The following is a 16805-nucleotide window of genomic DNA, read 5'->3' on the forward strand; positions in this document are numbered from 1 at the left end:
TAGGGGTTGAGACATTACCTCACGCGAAAGCGGGCAGACTTCCAACTGGTCTTTCGTCGCAAGACGGCTGACTGAACCCGCTTGTTTAATTTTCTTCCCTTGGGGGGTGATATGCCCCTCAAGGGGCATGTTGTCTCCGTTGTCTTGGGAAGTCCTCAAGATAGGAGAGCAGCATGGAAGCATTGATCCGTGAGGATGAATCTGCGCCCTCCGGCATCCCGCAGCGATGGGGCGACATCAATTGGCGCCGCGTCGAACGGAATGTTCGGGCAATGCAGATTCGAATTGCGAAGGCAACACAGGAAGGGGATTGGCGCAGGGTGAAAACCTTGCAACGGTCCCTGACCCGCTCGTTTTCTGCCAAGGCATCGGCGGTAAGGCGAGTGGCGATGAACCAAGGGGCGCGGACGGCTGGTGTCGACCGCGTTGCGTGGGACTCGCCTGAAGCTCGATGGGAAGCCATTGGGAGGTTGAAGCGCCGGGGGTATCGTCCGCTGCCGTTAAGGCGGGTGTACATCCCCAAGGCGAATGGGAAGGAGCGCCCCTTGGGCATTCCAACTCTGCACGACCGAGCCATGCAGGCGCTATACCTGCTGGCGCTGGAGCCGGTGTCCGAGGGGACGAGCGATCCGAACTCTTACGGGTTTCGGATTAATCGTTCGACTGCGGATGCCATGTCCCAGCTGTTTGTCTCCTTGTCCAAAAAGGCTTCGGCCCAATGGGTGCTGGAGGCAGACATTAAAGGGTGCTTCGACCATATCAGCCACGACTGGCTGGAGCGCAATGTCCCCATGGACAAAGCAATCCTTCGGAAGTGGCTGAAGGCTGGCGTGGTATTTCAAGGCCAGTTTCAGGCGACCGATGCTGGAACACCACAGGGGGGCATCATCTCCCCAACCTTGGCCAACGTGGCACTGAATGGGCTGGAACGTGACCTGATGAAGTTCTTACGAACGAAACTCGGGACTGTCCAGGCCAACAGGCTAAAGGTGAATGTCGTGCGGTACGCGGACGACTTCGTGATCACCGGCAATACGCCGGAAGTTTTGGAGCACGAAGTGAAGCCGTGGGTAGAACAGTTCCTAGCAGTACGGGGACTCACTCTTTCCCCGGAGAAAACGCGAATCGTGAACATCGCCGATGGCTTTGACTTCCTTGGGTGGAATTTCCGGAAGTATTCGGGAACGCTGCTCATCAAGCCGAGCAAGAAGAACGCACTAGCGTTCTATCGCAGGGCCAAGGAGGTTATCAGGACACACCATGGGAAAAAGCCGGAGGATCTGATCCGAACGCTGAACCCGATGCTGAGGGGTTGGGCACAGTATCACGGCCCAGTGGTTGCAAAGGCGGCGTTCACCCGAATGGAGCACCTGATCTTCAGGTGTCTATGGAGGTGGGCAAAACGGCGACACCGAGGGAAGAATACCGAGTGGGTGCGGAAGAAGTACTTTGCCTCAATCGGAATGCGGAACTGGGTGTTTGGAACCAACGTTTTGGGTAAGGCTGGCGAACGCTACTGGATGGAGTTGTATTCGATACCGAGTACGCCTATTCGGAGGCACAAGAAGGTTCGAGGGGACTACAACCCCTTCGACCCAGCGCAGGAAATGTATGGCGAAACACTGCGGCAGGAACGCATGGCAGAAAGCATGTCGTACCGAAAGCAGTGGGCAAAGCTGTTCATGTCCCAGCGGGGCTTATGCGCGGTATGCCAAGGCAAGATAACCAAAGAGACAAGATGGCATGACCATCACATCGAACCACGGGTTTCCGGTGGCTCGGACGCTCTAGGGAATCGAGTTCTGGTGCACCCCGACTGTCATGTCCAAGTTCACTCCTATGGTCAAGTTGCAGTGAAGCCGGTGTTTGATTAACTCATTCATTTTGTAGAGGCTTGAGCCGTATGCGGGGAAACTCGCACGTACGGTTCTTAGGGGGGAGCATTGCCAGTGATGGTATGCTCCTACCCTCCCCAAAAACGCTCGTCCGCCGTCCTCGTGAAAGTCTTCCGCGGTCTGCCCAATGCCGAAAGCCGGGCGCCTTGCGCGCTTACCATCGGCAATTTCGACGGTGTGCATCGCGGCCACCAGTCGTTGCTCGCGCGCGCCCGCGCGGCCGCCGATGCACGCGGCCTGCCGCTGTGCGTGATGACATTCGAGCCGCATCCGCGCGAATTCTTCGCCCCCGAGCACGCTCCCACCCGTATCGCCCTGCTGCGCGACAAGCTCGACGCGCTGCGCCGCAACGGCGTGGATCGCGTGGTGGTGGAGCATTTCAACGCGCATTTCGCCGCCCAGTCGCCTCAGGCTTTCGTCGAGAACGTGCTCTGGCACGGCCTGCACGCCCGATGGGTGCTGGTTGGCGACGACTTCCGCTTCGGCGCCAAGCGCGCCGGCGACTTCTCCTATCTGCAGGAGGCCGGCCGGCAGTTCGGTTTCGACGTCGAGCAGATGGGATCGGTCTCCGAAGGCGGCATCCGCATCTCCAGCTCAGCCGTGCGCCAGGCACTGGCCGGTGGCGACCTGGAACATGCGCGCCGGCTGCTCGGCCACGGCTACGCGATCAGCGGCCACGTAATCCATGGACGCAAGCTCGGCCGTGACCTTGGGTTTCCGACGCTGAACCTGCGGATCTCGCACAAGCGCCCGGCCGTGAACGGCATCTTCGTGGTGCAGGTGCATGGCATTGCCGACCACCCGGTGCCGGGCGTGGCCAGCATCGGCGTGCGGCCGACCGTCGAGGACGCCGGCCGCGTGCTGCTGGAAGTGCACCTCTTCGACTTCAACGAAAACCTGTACGGCAAGCTGATACGGGTGGAATTCATGAAGAAGCTGCGTGACGAGAAGCGCTACGACTCGCTCGAAGCGCTGACCGCGGCCATCGCCAAGGATGCCGCCGACGCACGCGCATTCTTTGGCCAGACCGCGCCGGATGCCGGCCGGCGCGACTTCGCCACCTCCGCCACCGACCGAATTAGCTAGCGGCCGGCAGCGCGCTCGATCCACGAGCCGCGGCCGGGACCCGCCCTGCCTCACCCCGAATGACACGCGCGGTGGTCATGCACGCGCCGCGCCCTACCGAATTGCCTTGAGAATCAACCATGTCCGACGACAAACGCGCCAAGCCTGAAAAAAGCAAGTATCCGGTCAATCTGCTGGATACCCCGTTCCCGATGCGCGGCGATCTGCCCAAGCGCGAGCCGCAATGGGTAAAGCAATGGCAGGACAAGCAGCTCTACAAGAAGATCCGCGCCGCCCGCCATGGCGCCAAGAAATTCGTGCTGCATGACGGCCCGCCGTACGCCAATGGCGATATCCACATCGGCCACGCAGTCAACAAGGTCCTGAAGGACATGATCATCAAGGCGCGCGGCCTGACCGGGTTGGACGCCGTCTACGTGCCGGGCTGGGACTGCCACGGCATGCCGATCGAGATCCAGATCGAAAAGCAGTTCGGCAAGGGTCTCCCCGTGCAGGAAGTCCAGTCGAAGGCGCGCGCCTACGCCACCGAGCAGATCGCCCGCCAGCGCAAGGACTTCGAGCGTCTGGGCGTGCTCGGCGACTGGGAGAACCCGTACCTGACCATGAACTTCAGCAACGAGGCCGACGAGCTTCGCGCGCTGGGCAAGATCATGGAGCGCGGCTACGTGTTCCGCGGCCTGAAGCCGGTCAACTGGTGCTTTGACTGCGGCTCGGCGCTGGCCGAGGCGGAGGTCGAGTACAAGGACAAGGTCGACCTGTCGATCGACGTCGGCTTCCCGTTCGCCGAGACCGACAAGATCGCCCACGCATTCCATGTGCCGCTGGCCCAGCTAGAAGGCAAGCCGGGCTGGATCGTGATCTGGACCACCACCCCGTGGACCATCCCGTCGAACCAGGCGCTGAACATGCACCCGGAGGTGGAATACGCGCTGGTCGACACGCCGCGTGGCTTCCTGATCCTGGCCAAGGATCGCGTCGAGGAACAACTCAAGACCTACGCGCTGGAAGGCACGATCGTCGCCACGGCGCGCGGTGACGCGCTGACCGAAGTGCGCTTCCACCACCCGCTGGCGAAAATGGACGCCGGCTACGTCCGTACCTCGCCGGTCTACCTGGGCGACTACGTGACCACCGACACCGGTACCGGCATCGTCCACTCGGCGCCGGCCTACGGCGTGGAAGACTTCCAGTCGTGCAAGGCGCACGGCATGCCGGATTCGGACATCATCAGCCCCGTGATGGGCGATGGTGTCTACGCCAGCACGCTGCCGCTGTTCGGCGGCCTGTCGATCTGGGATGCCAATCCGAAGATCGTCGAGGTGCTGCGCGAGTCGGGCAACCTGTTCAACTCGCACAAGTACGAACACAGCTACATGCACTGCTGGCGTCACAAGACGCCGATCATCTACCGCGCCACGTCGCAGTGGTTCGCTGGCATGGACGTGGACCCGGTGGACAACGGCCCGACGCTGCGCGAAACCGCGCTGGCTGGCATCGAGGCCACCGAGTTCTACCCCGCCTGGGGCAAGCAGCGCCTGCACAACATGATCGCCAACCGCCCGGACTGGACGCTCTCGCGCCAGCGCCAGTGGGGCGTGCCGATGGCCTTCTTCGTCCACAAGGAAACGGGCGCCCTGCATCCGCGCACGCCCGAGCTGCTCGAGGAAGTGGCGAAGCTTGTGGAGAAGCACGGCATCGAGGCCTGGCAGACGCTCGACCCGAAGGACCTGCTCGGCGACGAAGCCGCGCAGTACGAGAAGAACCGCGACACGCTCGACGTGTGGTTCGACTCGGGCACCACGCACTGGACGGTGATCCGCGGCTCGCACCGTGACGAGCTGTACGATCCGGCCGCCGACCTGCCGGATGGCCGCCTTGCCGACCTCTACCTGGAAGGCTCGGATCAGCATCGCGGCTGGTTCCACTCGTCGCTGCTGACCGCGTCGATGCTCTATGGCAAGCCGCCCTACAAGGCACTGCTGACGCACGGCTTCACGGTCGACGGCGAAGGCCGGAAGATGTCGAAGTCGGTCGGCAATACAGTGTCGCCGCAGGACATCTCGAACAAGATGGGCGCCGAGATCATCCGCCTGTGGGTGGCATCGACCGACTATTCGGGCGAGCTGTCGATCTCCGACGAAATCCTGAAGCGCGTGGTGGAAGGCTATCGCCGCATCCGCAACACGCTGCGCTTCCTGCTGGCCAACCTGACCGACTACGACCACGCCAAGCACGCGCTGCCGGCGTCGGAATGGCTGGAGATCGACCGCTACGCCGTGGCGCTGACCGACCGCCTGCAGAAGGAGGTGCTGTCGCACTACCAGGCCTACGAGTTCCACCCGGTCGTCGCCAAACTGCAGACGTTCTGCTCCGAGGACCTCGGGGGCTTCTATCTGGACGTATTGAAGGACCGCCTGTACACCACGGCCGCTGACTCGAAGGCTCGCCGTGGCGCGCAGAACGCGCTGTATCACATCACCCAGGCGATGCTGCACTGGATGGCGCCGTTCCTGACGTTCACGGCCGAGGAAGCGTGGCAGATCTTTGCCCACGGCACCGAGCACAAGGACACGATCTTCACGAGCACGTACTATGCGATCCCGTCGGTGGACGACGGCGACACGCTGCTGCAGAAGTGGCACGAGATCCGTACCGTGCGCGCCGAAGTCACGCGCCAGCTCGAAGCCGTGCGCGTGGAAGGCGACATCGGTTCGTCGCTGCAGGCGGAAGTCACGATCGCCGCGGGCGGTCCGGTGCTGGCCGCGCTGCAGAGCCTGGAAGACGACCTGCGCTTCGTGTTGCTGACGTCGGCCGCCAAGGTCACGCCGGCGCCAGAAGGCGGCGACCTGCTGGTGACGGTCACGCCGTCGCAGCACGCCAAGTGCGAGCGTTGCTGGCACTACCGCGCCGACGTGGGCCACAACCCCGAGCATCCGACGATCTGCGGCCGCTGCGACAGCAACCTGTTCGGCGCCGGTGAACACAGGAGCCACGCCTGATGGCATCGTCCACTCGTTCGACGCGTTCGACGCCGGCCCGCGGCAAGAGCAAGGGCGCCAGCAGCAACGTCACGCCGTGGCTGTGGATGGCCTTTGCCCTGCTGGTGGTGATGATCGACCAGTTCTTCAAGGTGGTGATCACGCGCTCGTTCCAGTATGGCGAGTCGCGCCCGGTCACCAGCTTCTTCAACCTGGTACTGGTCTATAACAAGGGCGCCGCGTTCAGCTTCCTGGCGGATGCGGGCGGCTGGCAGCGCTGGTTCTTCACGCTGCTGGGCGTGGTGGTCGGCGCGTTTATCATCTGGCTGCTCTATCGCCATACCGGACAGAAGCTGTTTTGCCTGGCGGTATCGTTGATTCTCGGTGGCGCCGTGGGGAATGTGGTCGACCGGATCATCCACGGCCACGTGATCGACTTCCTGGACTTCCATCTGCGTAACACGCATTTCCCGGCATTCAACGTGGCGGACTGCGCGATCACGCTCGGGGCGATCCTGCTGATCGTCGACGAGCTGCGGCGCGTGCGACGTCACTGACGCCTGTCATACGCCCCTCTCCCACAAGCGGGAGAGGGCGCCAGCCAACCATCCCTTCCAGCGCGTCGCCTCTCCCAGCGGTATCATGCGCAGACTCCCGTCTCCCTGAAGAGCTCTCCCCATGGATTTGCGCGGCAAGCACATCGTCCTTGGTCTGACTGGCGGCATCGCCTGCTACAAGTCAGCCGAGCTGGTCCGACTGCTCACCAAGGCTGGCGCCACGGTGCAGGTGGCGATGACCGAAGCGGCAACGCACTTCATCACGCCGGTCACGATGCAGGCGCTCTCCGGACGTCCGGTGTTCCTCTCCCAATGGGACACCCGCATCGACAACAACATGGCGCATATCGACCTCTCGCGAGAGGCAGACGCCATCCTGATCGCGCCAGCATCGACCGATTTCCTCGCCAAGGTGGCCAACGGCCTCTGCGACGACCTGCTGACCACGCTGTGCATCGCGCGTGAATGCCCGCTGCTGGTGGCGCCGGCGATGAACCGGCAGATGTGGGCCGCCGCGCCAACGCAACGCAATGCCGCGCAGCTACGCGCCGATGGGGTCATGATCCTCGGCCCCGGCACGGGCGACCAGGCCTGTGGCGAAATCGGCGATGGGCGGATGCTCGAACCGGAGGAACTCGTCGACGACCTGATCGCGTTCTTCCAGCCCAAACCGCTGGCTGGCAAGCGCGTGCTGATCACGGCGGGCCCGACGTTCGAAGCGATCGATCCGGTACGCGGCATCACGAACCTGTCCTCGGGCAAGATGGGATTCTCGATCGCGCGCGCCGCACGTGAAGCGGGTGCCGAGGTACTGCTGGTGGCTGGCCCGACCGCGCTCGACACGCCCCGTGGCGTCACACGCACCGATGTGCGCAGCGCCCAGCAGATGCACGACGCGGTCATGGCGCAACTGCGCGATGTCGACGTGTTCGTCGCCGTGGCCGCCGTGGCGGATTGGCGTCCCGCGGAGGTCGCGCAGCAGAAGCTCAAGAAGGCCAACGACACCGACACGCCGACCCTGCAATTCGTGCAGAACCCGGACATCCTGGCTGCCGTGGCCGCCCGTGCCGATGCCCCCTATTGCGTCGGTTTTGCGGCCGAGAGCGAGAACCTGGAGCAATACGGCGAGCAGAAACGCAAGCGCAAGGGCGTGCCGCTGCTGGTCGGCAATATCGGCCATCGCACGTTCGGTCTCGACGACAACGAGATCGTGCTGTTCGATGCCAACGGCATGACGCGCCTGCCGCGCGCGGACAAGCTCTCGCTGGCGCGCGAGCTTGTCAACGCAATCGGCCAGCGTTTGCCGCGCAAACTCGTGTAATCCCCCGCCCTGCCCGCCATGAGCCAACCCCGCCCCAAGCTGCGCCTGTCCGTGCTCGACCAGAGCCCGGTCATCGCCGGCCATACCGCGCGCGACGCGGTGGCTGCGACCGTCGAACTGGCCCAGATGGCCGACGATCTCGGCTATACCCGCTACTGGTGCGCCGAGCACCACGGTCTGCAAGGCGTCTGCAATCCCGCGCCCGAAGTCATGCTTGCGCGGCTGGGCAGCGCGACGAAGCGCATCCGCGTGGGCTCCGGCGGCGTGATGCTGCCCTACTACAGCCCGTTCAAGGTGGCCGAGCAGTTCCGTATGCTCGAAGCGCTGTTTCCGAACCGCGTCGACCTGGGCGTGGGCCGCGCGCCCGGCGGCGATATGCGCACTGCGCAGGCGGTGGCCATGGGGCAGTACAACCGTGGCGACCAGTTCCCGCAACAGGTGCAGGACCTGGCCTGGCTGCTGCGCGGGGAAGTCCCGCCCGACCATCTGGCTGAAGGGGTGCTGCTGCAGCCGGTGATCGATACCAAACCCGAACTCTGGGTGCTTGGTTCGAGCGATTTCGGCGGCGCGCTGGCTGCCCGCCTTGGACTGCGATTCGCGTTTGCCCACTTCATCAATGCGCACAGCGGGCATCTGGTTACCCAGCAATATCGCGAAGCGTTCGAGTCCGGCTACGAAGACAAGCCTTACAGCGCCGCAGCTATCTTCGTGATCTGCGCCGATACCGAACAGGAAGCCGCGACGCTGGAACGCGCGGTCGATATCCGCCGGCTGCAGATGGCCTACGGCGTGAACGCGCCCATTCCCTCGCTGGCGCAGGCCGCCGACTTCACGCCGACCGAACGCGACCGGATGATCATCGAGCGCGAACGGCCGCGCACGATCTGTGGCACGCCCGAGCAGGTTGCCGAGCGGATGCTGGCGCTCAAGGACCGGTTCGCGGCGGACGAACTAGTTGTGCTGAGCGTGACGGCCTCCTACAAGGCGCGTCTGCGCACCTATCAGTTGCTGGCCGAGGCATTCGACCTGGCCGCCTGACTCCAGGCCATCCGGCGCGGCGCGGTATGATTCGGCCTTTGGCCAGTCCGTGCTTTTGCCGGACTGCCTAGCCCATCTTTCACGCATTGCAGGAAACCGCTTCCATGACCGTAGCCGCCAATCCGACCGTCGAAATCAAGGTGCTCGACGCCCGCCTGAATGACTGGGGCCTGCCCGCCTACCAGAGCGACATGGCCGCAGCCATCGACCTGCACGCGTGCGTGGACGGCCCGGTCACGATCGAGGCCGGCACGCCTGCCCAACTGATTCCGGCCGGTATCGCGGTGCATATGGCCAATCCGTACATGTGCGCCACGATCGTGCCGCGCTCGGGTCTGGGCCACAAGAAGGGGCTCGTACTCGGCAATTCGATCGGTGTGATCGACGCGGATTACCAGGGGCAAATCATGGTCAGCGTGTGGAATCGCAACGCGCCCGGCACCGAACCGATCATGATCCAGCCCGGCGAGCGTATCGCCCAGATGATGTTCGTGCCGGTGCTGCGTCCGGTGTTCACGACGGTGGAAGAATTCTCGGAAGATTCGACGCGTGGTGCCGGTGGCTTCGGGTCGACCGGCGTCGCGCACGCAAAGGCGTAAAGCCAGAGCGGTACTCTCCCTCTCACGCTGTCCTGGAGAGGGAGAAAGATTTCAGCGCTGCTCGAAGATCAGCGCTACACCGTTGGCCTGCATCGCCGGGATCAGCGTGACTTCCGGTGACAGGTCGATAGATTCGACACCCTGCTCGCGCCAGTGAGCGCGCGCGCCAGCCAGGTTGGACGTGGCAAGGCGAATAGCCGCGTAGCCGCGCTCGGCGTGTTGCAATCGCGGTGCGCCAGCGGCAACCGCCAGCGCCTGCGGCGCCACGATCACGAACCTGGCGTCGCCAATGGCGATCGTGGCAGCCTCATCGGTCGCCTCGATGATCGCCCCGCCCGTCAGCACAGCATAGGCCTCGGCCGTCGCGCTCACCTGCTCCGCCTCCACCACCAGATACGTTGCCGCAATGGCCCGAGCGCCATTGGCGTGCGCCATCCATTCTGGGCGCCACAGCAGCTCCGGCGTGCGGTGTTCGCAGACGAAGTAGCGCGCGCCCGGCGCGCCATCAAGTGCCGTGACGCGGAACGTGGCCGGATGCTCGCTGCCATCATCGAGCCGGACGGGGCGTGAGAACTCGATCGGATCGGACGGCTGGAAGCCCGCCGCACGCAGGCGGTCGGCCGTGGCGAACGCATCGCTGCTCTTGCAGGACATGGCCGCGCAGCCACCCCCACGCCGCTGGGCGTCCCAGTAATACTGGCGACTCGGGCTCGGCGCGGTGACGTGCAGCAGTTCCAGGTAATCACGCGCCAGCATGATGCAGTGGTTCTGCGATCCCAGCGTGTGATAGCCGCGCGGCGTCAGCGTGAATCCCAGCGCGCGCCAGTTGGCAACTGCGGCGTCCAGGTCGCCGCAAACCACCACGGCATGATCGAAAGGTTCAGGCAGACCGCTCATTGCTGACTCGACATTTACTCGAACTGGATATTGGCCTTGCGAGCCACCGCCTGCCATTTGTCATGCTCGTGGCGCACCAGGTTGCCAAGGTCGGCAGGTGTGCCAACCGCAATTTCGAAACCCTGAGCCGTCAGCGCCTCAACCACCTTGGGCTGGCGAATCGCGACGCCCAGCGCATCGTGCAGGCGAGTCACTGTATCGGGTTGCATATGAGCCGGGCCGAAAACGCCGATCCACGAGTAGGCCTCGAAGCCCTTGAAGCCCTGCTCGGCCACGGTCGGCACCTGCGGAAGTTGCTTGATGCGGCTCGATCCGGTCACGCCGAGCACCTTGATCGTCTTGGCGGCGATGTGGGCCTGCACGGCGGCGTAGCTGCTGAAGAACAGGTCGACTTCCCCCGCCAGCACGGCTTGCACGGCCGGGCCGCCACCCTTGTAGGGCACGTGGAGGAACTGGACGCCCGCGTCTGTGGCCAGCGCTTCCGCGGCAAGCTGATTCAGGCTGCCGATACCCGACGAGGCATAGCGCACGCCCTTGGGATTGGCGCGGGCCAATTCCACGAGCTCACGCACGTTCGAGGCCGAAAGCGCGGGATTGGCGGCGATCACCAGCGGGAAGCGCACCAGCTGGGAGATCGGCGTGAAATCCTTGAACGTGTCGTACGGCAGGTTCTTGTACGCAAATGGATTGATCGCATGCGTATCGAAAGCCATCAGCAGCGTATTGCCATCTGGCTTGGCGCGCGCCACGGTGCTGCTGGCGATCAGTCCACCAGCGCCAGGCTTGTTATCGACGACGACGGTCTGGCCGAGTCCACTCTTCAGCCCGGGCTGCAGTTGGCGCGCAACGATGTCCACGCTGCCACCCGGCGGGAACGGCAACACCATGGAAATGGGACGGCCACCCGAGGCAGGTTCTGCCGCGCGGGCAAGGCTGGAGATCGAAGCGACGGGCACGGCACCCATCGGCAAGGTCTTGAGCAGCAGACGGCGCAGCCGCATGCGGTCTGGAGAGGACATCGGTGACTTGAGCTGTGCGGCCACATGGCCGCGTGACAAAAAAGAAAGGGCGACATGCCGCCCGCCCGTATTTTGCCCGATGATCGCTCGCGTTGGAGGCAATGCCTTCGCTGATCGCCCAAAAGCCCACGAAGCTGGAACAATCGCCCAAGAAAAACGGCCGGGAATGACCCGGCCGTTATCCAATTTGCTGATATGTCAGACGCTCAGACTTCTGCGCGCTGCTCGCTTTCCGGCGCCTCGGGCGGCTCCGGATCCGCTTCGGAGAACGTCAGCTTGATCTGGTCGTCGTCGTCCAGGTCCACCGCGACCTTGCCGCCGCTGACAAGCTTGCCGAACAGCAGCTCGTCGGCCAGCGCCTTGCGGATCATGTCCTGGATCAGACGTTGCATCGGACGGGCACCCATCAGCGGATCGAAGCCCTTCTTCGCCAGATACTTGCGCAGCTTCTCCGAGAAGCTGGCATCTACCTTCTTCTCGTGCAGTTGCTCTTCCAGCTGCATCAGGAACTTGTCCACCACGCGCAGAATGATTTCCTCATCCAGCGAACGGAAGCTGATCATCGCATCGAGCCGGTTACGGAACTCGGGTGTGAACATCCGTTTGATATCGGCCATCTCGTCGCCCTGCTCGCGGGCGGTGGTGAAGCCGATCGTGGCACGGTTCATCGTCTCGGCACCCGCATTGGTGGTCATGATGATGATCACGTTGCGGAAGTCGGCACGGCGACCGTTGTTGTCGGTGAGCGAACCGTGGTCCATCACCTGCAACAGGATGTTGAAGATATCCGGATGTGCCTTTTCGATCTCGTCGAGCAGGAGCACGCAGTGCGGCTTCTTCGTGACGGCCTCGGTCAGCAGGCCGCCCTGGTCGAAACCGACATAGCCCGGGGGCGCGCCGATCAGGCGGCTCACCGCGTGGCGCTCCATGTATTCGGACATGTCGAAGCGCAGCAACTCAATGCCCATGATGAACGCGAGCTGCTTGGCCACTTCGGTCTTGCCGACGCCGGTCGGGCCCGAGAACAGGAACGAGCCGATCGGCTTGTCGGTCTTGCCCAGGCCAGCACGCGACATCTTGATCGCAGAAGCCAGCGCCTCGATGGCCGGGTCCTGACCGAACACCACCGACTTCAGGTCGCGTTCCAGCGTCTGCAACTTGCTGCGGTCGTCCTGGTTCACGCTTTGCGGCGGGATACGCGCGATGCGCGACACGATGTCCTCGATCTCGGCCTTGCCGATCGTCTTCTTCTGCTTCGACTTCGGCAGGATGCGCTGTGCCGCACCCGCTTCATCGATCACATCGATCGCCTTGTCCGGCAGATGACGGTCCGTGATGAAGCGTGCCGACAGTTCGGCCGCCGCGGTCAGCGCCGAGGCCGCGTATTTGACGCCGTGATGCTCCTCGAAGCGCGACTTCAGGCCACGCAGAATCTGCACGGTCTGGTCTACCGAAGGCTCGACCACGTCGATCTTCTGGAATCGACGCGATAACGCCGCATCCTTCTCGAAGATGCCACGGTACTCGGTGAACGTGGTCGCGCCGATGCACTTGAGCTGCCCCGACGACAGCGCCGGTTTCAGCAGGTTGCTGGCGTCCAGCGTGCCGCCCGATGCGGCGCCCGCGCCGATCAGCGTGTGGATCTCGTCGATGAACAGGATCGCGTTCGGATTGTCCTTGAGCGACTTCAGCACGCCCTTGAGGCGCTGCTCGAAGTCGCCACGGTACTTGGTGCCGGCCAGCAGCGCGCCCATGTCGAGCGAGTACACCACGGCCTTTTCCAGGATATCCGGCACCTCGCCCTTGGTGATGCGCCAGGCCAGACCTTCGGCGATCGCCGTCTTGCCCACGCCGGCCTCGCCGGTCAGCAGCGGGTTGTTCTTGCGGCGGCGGCACAGCACCTGGACGACGCGCTCGACTTCGCTTTCGCGGCCGATCAGCGGATCGATCTTGCCGGCCTTGGCCAGCGTGTTCAGGTTCTGGGTGTATTGCTCGAGCGGGCTTTCCTTGCCGTCACCGCCCTCGCCTTCGGCGTTGCCGTCGCCATGCTTGGCGGGCTCGGCCTGATCCTTGCGGATGCCGTGGCTGATGAAATTCACCACGTCCAGGCGCGTGACGCCCTGCTGCTGCAGGTAGTAGACCGCGTGGGAATCCTTCTCGCCGAAGATCGCCACCAGCACGTTTGCGCCAGTCACCTCCTTCTTGCCGTTGGAGGTCGACTGCACATGCATGATGGCGCGCTGGATCACTCGCTGGAAACCGAGTGTCGGCTGTGTGTCCACTTCATCGGTGCCGGGCACGACCGGCGTGTTGTCCGCGATGAAGTTCTTCAGACTAGTGCGCAAGTCCTCGATGTTGGCTGCGCACGCGCGCAGCACCTCGGCCGCCGTGGGGTTGTCGAGCAACGCCAGCAGCAGGTGTTCCACGGTGATGAACTCGTGGCGCGCCTGGCGAGCCTCGACGAAGGCCATGTGCAGGCTCACTTCCAATTCTTGCGCAATCATGCTTCCTCCATCACGCACTGCAGCGGGTGCCCCGCCTGCCGCGCATGGGTTGATACAAGCTCGACTTTGGTCGCCGCGATATCACGCGTATAGATACCACAAACGCCCTTACCTTCCCGGTGGACGGTCAGCATGATCTGCGTCGCCGTTTCCCGGTCCCTGCTGAAATACTGCTGCAGGATCATCACGACGAACTCCATCGGAGTGTAGTCGTCGTTGAGCAGGACCACCTTGTACATCGCCGGCGGCTTGAGCTGCTGCTCCTTCCGTTCGATGACAGTGCCTGTTTCGCGTTGGGGGGTGTTCGCCAGCCGTGTCGCCATGGCTTTTATTCTAACCCTTGTTCACAAGTCTGCAATTTGGGGAACTGGGCTGTTATTCAAGCCCCGCACCCGGTAAATTCTCTGCGTGGCCCGCCACACAAAGGACGTTCGGCGCACGTTGGCGGAGCACGCCGCACACGAGCGGGACGGCTCCCTGGCACCAGTCCGGGGCATTCGGGAAAATCCGTACGCCCCGGCGCCAAAGGTACCACTGGTGGCCGTTTCAATCCCGCCACACCCCGCGCCGAGTGGGGATTCTGCCAGCTTGACAGTATGTAGGTTTGCCGAAAGAATCGTTCGCGCATTCGGGCATGGTCACGCGAGCCAAGCAACAAGGTCAGTCCGGATGATTCCGTGAGCAGGGGAGGCCCACGACCGGCGTCGGTCATGCGCCCGCATGCCAGCATTTGACTGGTAACCGGGCGCCGACCACGCGAATCTCATCGATACGGCGCCTTCTGGCTGCCGGTGCCGCAGGGCGCCGACGCTGGAAGCCCGTCGAAGTGTTTTTCAGCTGGCCATCGGTTTCCCCGCTTGAAATCTGCTTTTTCGTTGGGGGAGTTTATGGCAAGCGGTATCGTCAAATGGTTCAATGACGCCAAGGGTTTCGGCTTTATCAAGCCGGACGACGGCGAGGAAGAACTGTTTGCGCACTTTTCGGCAATTCAGATGTCGGGTTTCAAGACGCTGAAGGAAGGCCAGCGTGTGGTGTTCGAAATCGTGCAAGGCCCGAAGGGCAAGCAAGCTACGAACATCCAGGACGCGAACCAGTAAGAGTGCGCCGCGACCGAACCGGCCGCAGAGCCGCGTCGGTCCGTCAGGATGCTGGGGGGATGTACCCCCGCGGAACGGGATCCAGTGCCACGGTACGGCAATGCCGGCCAGCGGCACGCTGCTTTTGGCGGTACGCCACGCATCCGATGGAGCGCCCGGCCTCGTGCCGGGCGTTCTGCTTTCCGCCCCTCGCCTCACTCCCACCGTCCGTCGATATTCAGACCGCTCACCCGCTGGGCGTCTTCGCGGCTGACTATCCGCAACGCAAGGACCGAAGACCTTGCCCTAATCGAATTTCGCTATCAGGCCAGCGCCGCGACGATCGGGTGATCTCCGTCAGCCAATAGACGTGAAAAAGCCCCGCATCTGCGGGGCTTTCTGTCTCCGGCGGAGTGGCCGTCGCGCTTACATATTGTCGATCATCACCTGACCAAACCCCGAGCACGACACCTGCGTCGCACCTTCGAGCAGCCGGGCGAAGTCGTACGTGACCTTCTTCGACTGGATCGACTTCTCCATCGAGCGGATGATCAGGTCGGCCGCTTCGGTCCAGCCCATGTGGCGCAGCATCATTTCCGCGGAGAGGATTTCCGAACCTGGGTTCACGTAGTCCTTGCCTGCATACTTCGGCGCGGTGCCGTGCGTGGCTTCAAACATGGCGACCGAATCGGACATGTTCGCGCCCGGTGCGATGCCGATGCCACCCACCTGGGCAGCCAGGGCGTCGGAGATGTAGTCACCGTTCAGGTTCAGCGTGGCGATCACCGAATATTCAGCTGGACGCAGCAGAATCTGCTGCAGGAATGCGTCGGCGATAGCGTCCTTGACGACGATATCGCGGCCAGTCTTCGGATTCTTGAACTTGCACCACGGGCCGCCATCGACCAGTTCCGCGCCAAATTCCTGCTGCGCGAGTTCATAGCCCCAGTCGCGGAAGCCGCCTTCGGTGAACTTCATGATGTTGCCCTTGTGCACGAGCGTCACCGACGGCTTGTCGTTGTCGATCGCGTACTGGAGCGCCTTGCGCACCAGGCGCTGCGTGCCTTCCTTCGAGACGGGCTTGATGCCGATGCCTGACGTTTCCGGGAAGCGGATCTTCTTCACGCCCATTTCGTTCTGCAGGAAGGCGATCAGCTTCTTCGCGCCTTCGCTTTCGGCTTCCCACTCGATGCCGGCATAGATGTCTTCCGAGTTCTCGCGGAAGATCACCATGTCGGTCTTCTCCGGCTCGCGCACCGGGGACGGCACACCCTTGAAATAGCGCACCGGGCGCAAGCAGACATAGAGATCGAGCTGCTGACGCAGTGCCACGTTCAGCGAGCGGATGCCACCACCGACCGGCGTGGTCAGCGGGCCCTTGATCGACACCACGTATTCCTTGACCACTTCCATGGTCTCTTCCGGCAGCCACACATCCGGGCCATAGACCTTGGTCGACTTCTCGCCCGCGTAGATCTCCATCCACGAGATCTTGCGCTTGCCGCCATACGCCTTGGCCACGGCGGCATCCACCACTTTCAGCATCACCGGGGTGATATCGACACCCGTGCCGTCACCTTCGATGTAGGGAATGATCGGATTATCCGGCACGTTCAGCGAAAGATCGGCGTTGACCTTGATCTTCTCGCCTGCCGGCACCTTGATGTGCTGATACATATTTGTCTCCAACTGCGGATGGGGGTAAGGACAGCACCAGGCCGCAGAGCCCGGCAATGCGATTGTGTCGTGCAAGGCATTGTAACGGGCGAATCGGGTTCGCCACGTGACCGGCCGCGATCACATCTCGCTCGGCATTTCATGTCAGTCTTATATAA

The 16805-nt window shown here is 63.2% G+C and carries 13 protein-coding genes; 8 read left to right on the forward strand and 5 right to left on the reverse strand.

Annotation, left to right across the window (positions count from 1 at the left end):
- Positions 1–173 precede the first annotated feature (173 nt).
- The 7 genes from ltrA (at position 174) to dut (ending at position 9474) form a co-directional block, all read left to right on the forward strand.
- Positions 174–1874 carry a group II intron reverse transcriptase/maturase gene (ltrA, locus tag WD006_RS20430; protein ID WP_035884682.1) on the forward strand — a complete coding sequence of 567 codons (1701 nt, stop codon included), beginning with the start codon at positions 174–176 and terminating at the stop codon, positions 1872–1874.
- Between the two features lie 123 nt (positions 1875–1997).
- Positions 1998–2981 carry a bifunctional riboflavin kinase/FAD synthetase gene (locus tag WD006_RS20435; RefSeq protein WP_017511836.1) on the forward strand — a complete coding sequence of 328 codons (984 nt, stop codon included), beginning with the start codon at positions 1998–2000 and terminating at the stop codon, positions 2979–2981.
- Positions 2982–3100: 119 nt separating this feature from the next.
- The gene (gene ileS / locus WD006_RS20440; protein ID WP_011517438.1) at positions 3101–5980 is read left to right on the forward strand and encodes an isoleucine--tRNA ligase; all 2880 of its coding nucleotides are present in this window, start codon (positions 3101–3103) and stop codon (positions 5978–5980) included.
- Positions 5980–6516, forward strand: coding sequence for a signal peptidase II (lspA, locus tag WD006_RS20445; RefSeq protein ID WP_008644930.1), 537 nt, complete (start codon positions 5980–5982; stop codon positions 6514–6516). Before ileS ends, lspA begins: the two co-directional genes overlap by 1 nt.
- A 121-nt stretch (positions 6517–6637) precedes the next feature.
- The gene (gene coaBC, locus WD006_RS20450) at positions 6638–7837 is read left to right on the forward strand and encodes a bifunctional phosphopantothenoylcysteine decarboxylase/phosphopantothenate--cysteine ligase CoaBC (protein WP_060784846.1); all 1200 of its coding nucleotides are present in this window, start codon (positions 6638–6640) and stop codon (positions 7835–7837) included.
- Between the two features lie 18 nt (positions 7838–7855).
- Entirely contained in the window at positions 7856–8875 is a 1020-nt protein-coding gene (locus WD006_RS20455) for an LLM class flavin-dependent oxidoreductase (RefSeq protein ID WP_017511833.1), read from the forward strand.
- A gap of 104 nt (positions 8876–8979) precedes the next feature.
- Complete coding sequence (dut, locus tag WD006_RS20460) at positions 8980–9474, forward strand: dUTP diphosphatase (RefSeq protein WP_011517442.1); 495 nt, start codon at positions 8980–8982, stop codon at positions 9472–9474.
- A gap of 51 nt (positions 9475–9525) precedes the next feature.
- Here dut and WD006_RS20465 read toward each other — a convergent pair whose 3' ends face one another.
- The 4 genes from WD006_RS20465 to clpS all read right to left on the reverse strand — a co-directional run bounded on the left by WD006_RS20465 (position 9526) and on the right by clpS (position 14217).
- Entirely contained in the window at positions 9526–10371 is an 846-nt protein-coding gene (locus tag WD006_RS20465; RefSeq protein WP_060784844.1) for a VOC family protein, read from the reverse strand.
- A gap of 14 nt (positions 10372–10385) precedes the next feature.
- Entirely contained in the window at positions 10386–11390 is a 1005-nt protein-coding gene (locus WD006_RS20470; RefSeq protein ID WP_011517444.1) for a tripartite tricarboxylate transporter substrate binding protein, read from the reverse strand.
- 206 nt (positions 11391–11596) lie between these two features.
- The gene (gene clpA / locus WD006_RS20475; protein ID WP_008644941.1) at positions 11597–13894 is read right to left on the reverse strand and encodes an ATP-dependent Clp protease ATP-binding subunit ClpA; all 2298 of its coding nucleotides are present in this window, start codon (positions 13892–13894) and stop codon (positions 11597–11599) included.
- Positions 13891–14217 carry an ATP-dependent Clp protease adapter ClpS gene (gene clpS, locus WD006_RS20480; RefSeq protein WP_008644942.1) on the reverse strand — a complete coding sequence of 109 codons (327 nt, stop codon included), beginning with the start codon at positions 14215–14217 and terminating at the stop codon, positions 13891–13893. The genes clpA and clpS overlap by 4 nt, the downstream gene beginning before the upstream one ends.
- 564 nt (positions 14218–14781) lie before the next feature.
- Between clpS and WD006_RS20485 the strand changes: the two genes are divergently transcribed.
- A complete protein-coding gene (locus WD006_RS20485; protein ID WP_008644945.1) occupies positions 14782–14991 on the forward strand; it encodes a cold-shock protein in 210 nt (69 codons plus the stop codon).
- A 405-nt stretch (positions 14992–15396) separates the two neighbouring features.
- Here WD006_RS20485 and icd read toward each other — a convergent pair whose 3' ends face one another.
- Positions 15397–16647, reverse strand: coding sequence for an NADP-dependent isocitrate dehydrogenase (gene icd / locus WD006_RS20490; protein ID WP_011517445.1), 1251 nt, complete (start codon positions 16645–16647; stop codon positions 15397–15399).
- Between the last annotated feature and the right edge of the window lie 158 nt (positions 16648–16805).

Source organism: Cupriavidus sp. Met-2 (assembly GCF_049843575.1).
Classification (GTDB): domain Bacteria; phylum Pseudomonadota; class Gammaproteobacteria; order Burkholderiales; family Burkholderiaceae; genus Cupriavidus; species Cupriavidus metallidurans.

Coding starts and splice junctions, on each gene's coding strand:
- ltrA (WP_035884682.1), top strand. CDS start 174: ATGGAAGCATTGATCCGTGAGGATGAATCTGCGCCCTCCGGCATCCCG.
- clpS (WP_008644942.1), bottom strand. CDS start 14,217: ATGGCGACACGGCTGGCGAACACCCCCCAACGCGAAACAGGCACTGTC.
- coaBC (WP_060784846.1), top strand. CDS start 6,638: ATGGATTTGCGCGGCAAGCACATCGTCCTTGGTCTGACTGGCGGCATC.
- WD006_RS20470 (WP_011517444.1), bottom strand. CDS start 11,390: ATGTCCTCTCCAGACCGCATGCGGCTGCGCCGTCTGCTGCTCAAGACC.
- icd (WP_011517445.1), bottom strand. CDS start 16,647: ATGTATCAGCACATCAAGGTGCCGGCAGGCGAGAAGATCAAGGTCAAC.
- lspA (WP_008644930.1), top strand. CDS start 5,980: ATGGCATCGTCCACTCGTTCGACGCGTTCGACGCCGGCCCGCGGCAAG.
- dut (WP_011517442.1), top strand. CDS start 8,980: ATGACCGTAGCCGCCAATCCGACCGTCGAAATCAAGGTGCTCGACGCC.
- WD006_RS20485 (WP_008644945.1), top strand. CDS start 14,782: ATGGCAAGCGGTATCGTCAAATGGTTCAATGACGCCAAGGGTTTCGGC.
- ileS (WP_011517438.1), top strand. CDS start 3,101: ATGTCCGACGACAAACGCGCCAAGCCTGAAAAAAGCAAGTATCCGGTC.
- WD006_RS20455 (WP_017511833.1), top strand. CDS start 7,856: ATGAGCCAACCCCGCCCCAAGCTGCGCCTGTCCGTGCTCGACCAGAGC.
- WD006_RS20465 (WP_060784844.1), bottom strand. CDS start 10,371: ATGAGCGGTCTGCCTGAACCTTTCGATCATGCCGTGGTGGTTTGCGGC.
- clpA (WP_008644941.1), bottom strand. CDS start 13,894: ATGATTGCGCAAGAATTGGAAGTGAGCCTGCACATGGCCTTCGTCGAG.